At 40.8% G+C, this 497-nt stretch carries 1 pseudogene; it reads left to right on the top strand.

Annotation, left to right across the window (positions count from 1 at the left end):
* Positions 1-497: pseudogene (locus H4J59_RS04010) on the top strand (chemotaxis protein); the annotation flags it as partial.

The raw sequence follows: 497 nt of genomic DNA, 5'->3' as shown, positions 1-497 counted from the left end.
AAAATACTATTCGATAGCCCTTCACGTATAATTTTTTCAGGGAAAGGGCCATTAAGTATTATCTCTTACCCTATAGAGTTATATAAAGCTCGGGTACGCACAATACTTGGCCGGGGTGCTGATTCAGGACGCAAACTAGTAAGGCTTGCTGATGAACTAGAGAATGCTTCAACAGAAATGCTGCAAGGTATAGAAGAAGAGAATTCACATCTAGCACAACTTGCAACCGCCATAACTGAAATGAGTGCGACTATTGTTGAAGTCAGTTTCAATACCCATCAGACACATGACAAAGTGTTGATAGTACAAAACGAGTGTCGGGAAAATATCAATGTTATCGAAATCAGCCAAAATAAAATTAATGGTTTGGCGCGTGATGTCGATCAAGCGGCCAGTAGTGCGCTTGAATTGGTCACCGATGTCAATAAAATTTCAACGGTCATGTCTGAAATTCAGGGCATTGCGGATCAAACAAACTTACTGGCATTGAATGCTGC

It is taken from the genome of Colwellia sp. MB02u-10 (assembly GCF_014077185.1).
Taxonomy (GTDB): domain Bacteria; phylum Pseudomonadota; class Gammaproteobacteria; order Enterobacterales; family Alteromonadaceae; genus Cognaticolwellia.
Note: the sequence above shows the minus strand (reverse complement) of the source record. Positions and strands in the feature narration are given on the sequence as shown.